Source organism: Brevibacillus sp. NPDC003359 (assembly GCF_042878995.1).
Classification (GTDB): Bacteria; Bacillota; Bacilli; order Brevibacillales; family Brevibacillaceae; genus Brevibacillus.
The window spans coordinates 43,553-50,523 of the sequence record NZ_JBIAOR010000025.1 but is presented as its reverse complement, the minus strand read 5'-3'; the positions used below and the strand labels follow the sequence as shown (position 1 = coordinate 50,523).

Below are 6,971 nucleotides of genomic sequence, written 5' to 3'. Positions count from 1 at the left end.
GACGAAAGAGTCGGAATTCAGATTTAACCGTTACAATTAATCGATCTGCTGCCACCTCTTCCCCTCCCTGGGTACAAACGTAATGTTTTGTAAAGTTGCGCTAACTAGCGAATCGATCCACTGTATTTTTAAGGATTCGGAATAGTTGGTCGCTGATCTGGAACCGCGCTCGGTTTATTTCCAAGCTCTTCTGTATGTCCCCGTCAGCATGTCGCATGACGGCTGCTTTCCAGTCACAAATCATTTCAAGAAGGTCAAACAGATCCATTCCATCAATGCCATTAACATAGTGTTCTGGGTGGTGACTGTTCTTCGCGTAATGATGCTTCAAAGCATCATGCATTTTCATGAGAAAATCTCGGTACTCAATGGAGCCATATGTGCTGTTTTTCAGCTTCGGTGTAAACTCTGTGAAGATTTCTAATTCCGGAGACTCTAATTTGGATTGATCGTGAACAGTTGCCCTTTGCAAAAGTTCGCTAGCTGCTACCATCATAATTTCGCGAACTTGGTTAATATGTTCGATCGTGTCTTTTTTGCACTGCTCCTGGGTGTATCGTCGTGCGTCCTTCAGACAAAAATCGATGTTCTCCCGTAAATACTCCACTTCCGATCCCTTTAATTCCACGCACGTTCCTTCGCTTCCACATTGATGACAGAAGTTCGATTTTTCATCTGCCACAGCTCCTACTCCAAAGCACCGCATGCAGAACGGCAGTAACTCGCTACGGTCCACCATCCATTCCTCCTTTACAAATCGATTGGTTTGTCAAACCGCTTTGACTTCTTTAATTCCAAAATTAGGCCAACTAGACGAAATGTCATAACCATTGGATTTTGCCCAATCTATCAACTTATTCTTATCTGTAGATGCCGCAATAGGTTCGCCATAGATCGCATAAACTCCAACTTCTCCGCCATAGGAAACCTTGCATAGCGTGTAAATAGGCATCGCTACATCTCTCCATTTACAAATCGTGTGTTTTGTTTAACCTTAAATCGAGACCTTTTTGCTTTTAAATCGTCATACTATTATGTTGTATGCTGTACCTCAAAAAGTAATGGAGGACTTATGGAAAAGAAGATAAGCATTGTTCTAGGTTTTCTTATAGGTGTTTTTCTGGTTAGCTGGAATTTTGATATTAGATTCATGTATGATTTGGGAATCAACGCTTACTACATAATTTTTGCTATTAGATGGATTGGCTTTTTAGGAGCTATGCTCTGTGCATTAACATTACTTTTTGATGCGTGGAAGGCCATTCGCTCTAGTTAGCCATAAGGGTGCTGCTGCACTCTTTTTTATTTTCTAATCACGATTACCGATTTGTTAAATAACCCCGTTCAATCAATTTCATGGCCGAGTTGCAAATTGCTTCTTGGGGCGTCTCTCCCTCACCCCAAATTTCAAGTGTTCTGGCTGTCAGTTTAATGTCGGTTTTGAAGGAAGCTAAGCAGCGTCCGTCTATCGCCCTTTTCGTTAATCTTGTGGTGATTTTTTTCTCTCCTACCTTGTCCACCAACTGCCACGCATGCGTTAAGTTTTGGGTAGGGTCCCATGATACGCGCCATGCCACGAATTTCCCTTCGGCATCAGCCCAAAATTCATCGTCGATGGGAGAAGTAGTGAGCTTCCACCCCATCACCTCGGTTGCCAGCGTTTTGGTGATTTGAAGATCGGTCATTTCCGCTACCCCCCTAGCCCTATTTTCATCGGTTCCAACGCTTCCCCTGTATCCACATTCACGATCTGCCACTTGCAAAAGCTGTCGGCGTGCCACCTAGCTACGTATGAAACGTGCCTGAAGTCGCTCCAATGCGTAGCATCCTCGATCTTCTCTACGTCGTCATATGGATAAGCGCATGGGTTGTAATTCCCGTTATGCTTTAAGAACGTCTTAGTTTCCTTGTTTTGTACTGCATATTTTTTCGACATAACCTTCCCTCCTTATTTCTTGTGATGAAGTCTGCCGCTCTCGATGTACTCCACAAGCTTCTTTGACTCTGGATCATCTGAAGCTTTCAGCAGCCCGAGCATTTCAGGTGCCTTTAGGATGGTGCGAAATGTTTGGTCCGGTGTATCCGTGTATACCGTTGCGATCCACCTGCCATCTTCACCAAACACGTTTAGTGCTGTTCCACCGCTTCTGCCAGCCGTCCATATCATTCCGCTTTCCTCCCTAACTATTGTGTTAAAACCACAAGCTCTTGTTCCAAATGCTTGATGCAATCTTTCATCGTGTGGCTGACATAAAACCCTTGTTGGTAGTGCTCCAGATAGCTTGCTACCACCCGATCAACCGTGTATGTGTATGCGCGCTTCGCAATAAAACTCTCTACGTTCTTACGAGCCTGTTCTTTCGCCATCCGAACCTTATCGACTTGCTGCTCCCGATAATCCTTAATCACGTTGCCAGCTTCATCGAAATACCTTGTTTCCCACCAAGGATGGCAGTTTTCTGCGTACCATCGACCATCGAAGACAACGTCCAGGTTGCAGCTATTGTTACTCCCGACAATCGTTCCCATCTTTCCAGCAACTTCAATACGCATCCCTTGATTTGCAAACGGAATGTTTCGATAAATGCAGTTCCGCTCAAATTGTTCCTTGTTACCAAAGAAACTTTTCGCCGATGCAGGTCCTACTTTGCAGCAAGTCACATACTTCAAAAATTCCTGAAAATCTACGTCCCAAAATTCGCGCATGTCCTGGAAGTGCTTGTACTTGGCTTTGCCTGCTGTCTCAGCTACAACCGTCCCCCGCCCCCAAGCTCCTTCTCCTTTGATCGCCAATTGCCACTCAAACATCGCGACCACCTCTTGTGGCATCAACGCAAGCCTTTGCCCATGATGCAAATGATTGCTTCTTGCAGTCCGCCAGCTCACCGAAATATCGCCAGTTCCCTTCCCTATCAAAGTAGCCCTTCTTGTAAAGGACACTCCCTTCCAGGTCTCCGTCGAGAAAATCGATGATCCTGCGAAATCTTCCACAATTATCGGTGTATACCGTATCTTTGCTAACCTCCGCGAGTTTCAGTGCTTTCCCCTCCATTTCTTCAATACACATTTTGTTTAATCGAAACCCATTTTTTGGTAAAATAGTGAGAATCATATTGATCTTTGATCTGAGGTGAAAATATGCTTCCCCCTATAAAAATGCTTGTTGTCTTTCTCTGCTTTTTCCTAATCTACCGACTGATGAGCTTTTTGAGGAACAAAAGGAGTCCTTTTTCAAATACAAGCTGGAAACAAGACATCAATACAGCTCTGATACAAACGATAGTCTTCACTTTGGTGATTTACTTTTTTACATAATGAGCATTTTGTTAAATCTCGCACTTAATGCACACAACATCTTTGTTCGGATCGGTTTGGTAATATTCTTCAAGTCCCATGCAAACAATGACTTCTCTGCAGCACTGACAAATCAGTGTAACTGTCTCACTATCAATTTTTGCTTTTGCCAGAGTAGACACCTCATTACGATTCATAAATCACCATTTCCGTAGGTCACTTTTGAATCGTGTACCGCTTTAATTGCTGCCAGTATCGGGAATACTTGCGCCGGCACCACTGCATTGCCGCATGCCTTTAATCTTGGTACACGATTCTTTACCCCTGCCTCGACTCGCGGTGGCTCCCATTCATACTGTTCCTGGCCTATTCCTACAGGCCAGCGCGGGTGATCAATCCAGTGTACTTCGGGTTCTTCACGATCAATATCCGTCCACCCGATCGGAAACCCCATCAAGCTTTCTACCCAATCAGGATTTAACTGACCGTTGTTCCTGTCTATTCTTTGCATACATTCACTTAGATTCACTCCACGAGATGACTCTTGCTGCCTACGATCTACCGTTTCCAAGCTCATGTTACTTCGATAATCCCTTGATGTTGGAGTTGGCCACATCGCCACAGCGTGATGTAAGCTGACTCCATGCTTACCTCCGCGTTGGATGTTCGTGTCCTTCCTGAGTTTCGTTCCATCCCGATGATTGTTTGTATCCGGCGTGGGCCACAATAAAGACCCTGTCTCGTCGGTGCGGTGCACCAACGGCTGCAGCTGGAAGTACGAACGCTCTTGATTTGTAATTTTCGTTTTCCAGGTCAGCAAGCACATCGTCGAGGCCCAGAGTGACGTGTCCAGCAACATTTTCTCCAAGGAACCAAGTGGGCCTGAGCTCTTGAATAAGTCTAAGCACTTCCGGCCAGAGGTGGCGGTCATCTTCTGCGCCTTTTCGCTTCCCGGCGTAGCTGAAAGGTTGGCAAGGGTATCCGGCGCAAATAAGGTCAATTGTTCGGCTGCCATCACTTGTAATCACCCCTGCATCTATTAGCATTTGTTTGTTCAATTTTCTTAGGTCATCGAATACCGGTATTCCTGGGAATCTCTTGTTGAGTACCTTTACTGGATATGGCTCGATTTCACAAAAGGCCACCGTCTCTATCCCTGCCCATTTAGCAGCCAAACCGATTCCGTCGATACCCGAGCAGAGAGATAGCATCCGCATGTGTACTGCCTCCTTGCTATACATAATTGAGATTGTGTGCCCTACAGGCTGAAATCCTCAACCGCCTTGTCTATTAGGTCCTGTGTAATCCCGATGTATTTCAGTGTGATAGCCGGGTGTGAGTGATTAAAAATCATCTGTAGCGTAGCAATGTCCCGCGTGCGCTGGTAAAAGTGATACCCAAAGCTTTTTCTAAGCGAATGTGTCCCGATCTCGCTAAGTCCGATCTTTCGAGCAGCTCCGTTGAGTATTTGATAGGCTCGTACCCTCGTAATCGGCTTTGGTCTTTTTACTGACTGGAACAGGTAATCGTCATCATCCAGATCAACTATGTACCTCTCGATGTAAGTCCTTAGATTCTTGTTGATCTTGAATCGCTTCGGTTTCCCCGTCTTCTTTTCTGTTATGACAAGATGTGTTTTGCCTCTGACATCAGATACTTTCAAAGGCAAGATATCGGAGATTCGTAAGCCTGTGTTAACGCCAAACGTTAGGAGAAATCCGTCCCTCGCTGAATTCTTTTTCAACATATTTTTTAGTTCTTCGAGTTTTTCTTTATCACGTATTGGCTCTACAAAGTTCACACTGGATCCCCCTTTTCCTGTTACGATGGCATGTAGTAGTGCAACATTGAGCGCGATCACATGGATAGTCAGGAAAAGCTTTTAAGCGATTACTTGGTGTTCATTTCCTCCCGAATGACTTTCTTCTGCCAATCCATCCACTCTTCTGGAGTCATCATCTTCATCTGCCCTTTCGATTGGATTTCCGAACACTCCGCCGATCCTCGGATGGATTCGGGTCTGTTCTCCCTGATCAAGTGCCAATATCGCCACTTCAATTTGGAGCCTTCCCAGCTCTTTTGCAATTTCGATGATTGAATGGCCTTCGCGCCACAGATCGCGGAACCGTTTGACCTCTGATAAATCCCAAGTGAAGTCGTAGTCCTCGCAAGCGATGTATGTATTTAACCGCTCTCGTGACATGTATTGCTTTTTAATCCAGCCCGCTACCCCCTCGCTCATATGGCTACCGGCTTCGCGTTAATCATCATGTCTACCAGAACCAGGTAGTCAAGTCGCGCTCTCTTGGTCTTTTGGACAACGTATCCGTAATGGTCAAAATCATCTTTGGGGATGCTGCCCTGTCCACCCGTGCTTGCATGAAGCTTGTTAATCTGAAACGTCGAGAACGGTACAAACATCACTTCGTGGAAGACGGCGAAATCAATTAGTACAAAGCAGATAGCGCCATGCGCTTGCGCTTCTTCCATGCGTTCGTACTGTGTCTTATCTATGTTCGATAGATCGAATCGCGTTCGTTCTCTTGTGCTTATCGCTTCGAAGTAAAGGGCTCTTCCCTTATACGTTCCGACATGACTGGTTCCAGAGATTTTATCAATAAGCGCGATCCGCTTTTCTTTGTACTGGCTGTGCGTGATTTTCATGGCCTTTTCGAATGCTTGTCCACGATTAGTATGGATCGTTGGGTGATTCATCACCGGATCCCCTCTTTCGTCGCATTTCAGTTAACCGCTTCTGAAGATCAGGAAAGTCCGCGATGCTTTTTACATCTGCAGATTGACTGTTCGCCTGCTTCTTTTCTTGTTCCAGCTGCCACTGCACACCCTCTGGCAAACTGTCTTTGAGGATTGTTCTCCCCCCACGGTTCCCGGAAACGTTACTGCTTTGCGAGCGTTTATTGTCAAACTCAACCTGATATGCTTTTACTTCTTGAAGAGTACGAAGTCCGCGTCTTGCCCAATCCTCTAAAATTTTGGTGGCGTATTTCCACTTAGGAACACCGCTTATTACTGCGATCTTTATAGCCTCAATGATGATCGGTTTTGGTTCGTCGAATGTGTTCTCATCGATCCATTTCGAAATGTCTTCTGCTATTAAGGGAGATACAATCCCGATTTCCTTCTGGTAAACGAGAAATGGATTATCATCATTCGCAAGCGCATGCTTTTCTTCTTGTTCTTGTTCTTTTTTTTCTTCTACTTCTTGTTCTTCTTCTTTTTCTTTTTCTTCTTCTTCCCCCAAGTCTATGGATAGGGTATCGATATGGTATCCGTACCTATCGCACTGAGTGAGGAAATCCTCTACAAACTCACGGTTTTTCACCTTTTTCAGTTCCTTTTTAATGCACGCTTTAACTTTCGGACTGTTGATCCAGTTGTACTTGACCCAGTTGAGAATCATAATTTCTTTTGTGACTTCGGAGTAACGTATTTTCCCGTACTCTTCAAAACGCTTGAGGAGTTTTTCTACCGTTTCTCGGTTGTAACCAGTCTCTGTCTCCGCGATCCGCTTCGGTAGTTCGTAAATACCGCACTGTGCTGTTTTCGAGTTGGTCATGAGGTAGATGAAAAAGTACTTCTCTTCTGGAGTAAGATCGAGAACGAATGTGTCCTGCCAGAAGGATGTCTGTAGTTGCCGATATGAGGCCATCCGTTTT

At 45.1% G+C, this 6,971-nt stretch carries 12 protein-coding genes and 1 pseudogene; 1 reads left to right on the top strand and 12 read right to left on the bottom strand.

Annotated features, from left to right (window positions below; translation table 11 throughout):
- Positions 1-100: 100 nt before the first annotated feature.
- Together ACFYU8_RS29980 and ACFYU8_RS29975 are read right to left on the bottom strand one after the other, a co-directional pair.
- Positions 101-739: a DUF5662 family protein gene (locus ACFYU8_RS29980; RefSeq protein ID WP_390306717.1), complete on the bottom strand. Its 639-nt coding sequence runs from the start codon at positions 737-739 to the stop codon at positions 101-103.
- A gap of 30 nt (positions 740-769) precedes the next feature.
- On the bottom strand, positions 770-952 hold the full coding sequence (locus ACFYU8_RS29975) for a hypothetical protein (RefSeq protein WP_390306714.1): 183 nt from the start codon (positions 950-952) through the stop codon (positions 770-772).
- Between the two features lie 120 nt (positions 953-1,072).
- Here ACFYU8_RS29975 and ACFYU8_RS29970 point away from each other — a divergent pair, with 120 nt between their 5' ends.
- Positions 1,073-1,276 carry a hypothetical protein gene (locus ACFYU8_RS29970; protein WP_390306712.1) on the top strand — a complete coding sequence of 68 codons (204 nt, stop codon included), beginning with the start codon at positions 1,073-1,075 and terminating at the stop codon, positions 1,274-1,276.
- Positions 1,277-1,319: 43 nt separating this feature from the next.
- Here ACFYU8_RS29970 and ACFYU8_RS29965 read toward each other — a convergent pair whose 3' ends face one another.
- The 10 genes and pseudogenes from ACFYU8_RS29965 to ACFYU8_RS29920 all read right to left on the bottom strand — a co-directional run bounded on the left by ACFYU8_RS29965 (position 1,320) and on the right by ACFYU8_RS29920 (position 6,964).
- Complete coding sequence (locus ACFYU8_RS29965; RefSeq protein ID WP_390306710.1) at positions 1,320-1,685, bottom strand: BC1872 family protein; 366 nt, start codon at positions 1,683-1,685, stop codon at positions 1,320-1,322.
- A gap of 5 nt (positions 1,686-1,690) precedes the next feature.
- The gene (locus ACFYU8_RS29960; RefSeq protein ID WP_390306707.1) at positions 1,691-1,936 is read right to left on the bottom strand and encodes a hypothetical protein; all 246 of its coding nucleotides are present in this window, start codon (positions 1,934-1,936) and stop codon (positions 1,691-1,693) included.
- A 12-nt stretch (positions 1,937-1,948) separates the two neighbouring features.
- Entirely contained in the window at positions 1,949-2,167 is a 219-nt protein-coding gene (locus ACFYU8_RS29955) for a hypothetical protein (protein ID WP_390306705.1), read from the bottom strand.
- 17 nt (positions 2,168-2,184) lie between these two features.
- Positions 2,185-2,916 carry a hypothetical protein gene (locus ACFYU8_RS29950; RefSeq protein ID WP_390306703.1) on the bottom strand — a complete coding sequence of 244 codons (732 nt, stop codon included), beginning with the start codon at positions 2,914-2,916 and terminating at the stop codon, positions 2,185-2,187.
- A gap of 571 nt (positions 2,917-3,487) precedes the next feature.
- The gene (locus tag ACFYU8_RS29945) at positions 3,488-3,871 is read right to left on the bottom strand and encodes a hypothetical protein (RefSeq protein ID WP_390306701.1); all 384 of its coding nucleotides are present in this window, start codon (positions 3,869-3,871) and stop codon (positions 3,488-3,490) included.
- A gap of 127 nt (positions 3,872-3,998) precedes the next feature.
- Positions 3,999-4,511: pseudogene (locus ACFYU8_RS29940) on the bottom strand (DNA cytosine methyltransferase); the annotation flags it as partial.
- A 41-nt stretch (positions 4,512-4,552) separates the two neighbouring features.
- The gene (locus ACFYU8_RS29935; RefSeq protein WP_390306699.1) at positions 4,553-5,095 is read right to left on the bottom strand and encodes a site-specific integrase; all 543 of its coding nucleotides are present in this window, start codon (positions 5,093-5,095) and stop codon (positions 4,553-4,555) included.
- Between the two features lie 81 nt (positions 5,096-5,176).
- Positions 5,177-5,536 carry a hypothetical protein gene (locus tag ACFYU8_RS29930; protein ID WP_390306697.1) on the bottom strand — a complete coding sequence of 120 codons (360 nt, stop codon included), beginning with the start codon at positions 5,534-5,536 and terminating at the stop codon, positions 5,177-5,179.
- Positions 5,533-6,009, bottom strand: coding sequence for a Holliday junction resolvase RecU (locus ACFYU8_RS29925; protein ID WP_390306695.1), 477 nt, complete (start codon positions 6,007-6,009; stop codon positions 5,533-5,535). The genes ACFYU8_RS29930 and ACFYU8_RS29925 overlap by 4 nt, the downstream gene beginning before the upstream one ends.
- Positions 5,984-6,964, bottom strand: coding sequence for a DnaD domain-containing protein (locus ACFYU8_RS29920; RefSeq protein ID WP_390306693.1), 981 nt, complete (start codon positions 6,962-6,964; stop codon positions 5,984-5,986). Before ACFYU8_RS29920 ends, ACFYU8_RS29925 begins: the two co-directional genes overlap by 26 nt.
- Positions 6,965-6,971: the final 7 nt, after the last annotated feature.

Bases quoted from the DNA above. Each gene is read 5' to 3' on its own strand.
- ACFYU8_RS29980 (WP_390306717.1), bottom strand. From the start codon at position 739: ATGGTGGACCGTAGCGAGTTACTGCCGTTCTGCATGCGGTGCTTTGGA.
- ACFYU8_RS29975 (WP_390306714.1), bottom strand. From the start codon at position 952: ATGCCTATTTACACGCTATGCAAGGTTTCCTATGGCGGAGAAGTTGGA.
- ACFYU8_RS29970 (WP_390306712.1), top strand. From the start codon at position 1,073: ATGGAAAAGAAGATAAGCATTGTTCTAGGTTTTCTTATAGGTGTTTTT.
- ACFYU8_RS29965 (WP_390306710.1), bottom strand. From the start codon at position 1,685: ATGACCGATCTTCAAATCACCAAAACGCTGGCAACCGAGGTGATGGGG.
- ACFYU8_RS29960 (WP_390306707.1), bottom strand. From the start codon at position 1,936: ATGTCGAAAAAATATGCAGTACAAAACAAGGAAACTAAGACGTTCTTA.
- ACFYU8_RS29955 (WP_390306705.1), bottom strand. From the start codon at position 2,167: ATGATATGGACGGCTGGCAGAAGCGGTGGAACAGCACTAAACGTGTTT.
- ACFYU8_RS29945 (WP_390306701.1), bottom strand. From the start codon at position 3,871: ATGAGCTTGGAAACGGTAGATCGTAGGCAGCAAGAGTCATCTCGTGGA.
- ACFYU8_RS29930 (WP_390306697.1), bottom strand. From the start codon at position 5,536: ATGAGCGAGGGGGTAGCGGGCTGGATTAAAAAGCAATACATGTCACGA.
- ACFYU8_RS29925 (WP_390306695.1), bottom strand. From the start codon at position 6,009: ATGAATCACCCAACGATCCATACTAATCGTGGACAAGCATTCGAAAAG.
- ACFYU8_RS29920 (WP_390306693.1), bottom strand. From the start codon at position 6,964: ATGGCCTCATATCGGCAACTACAGACATCCTTCTGGCAGGACACATTC.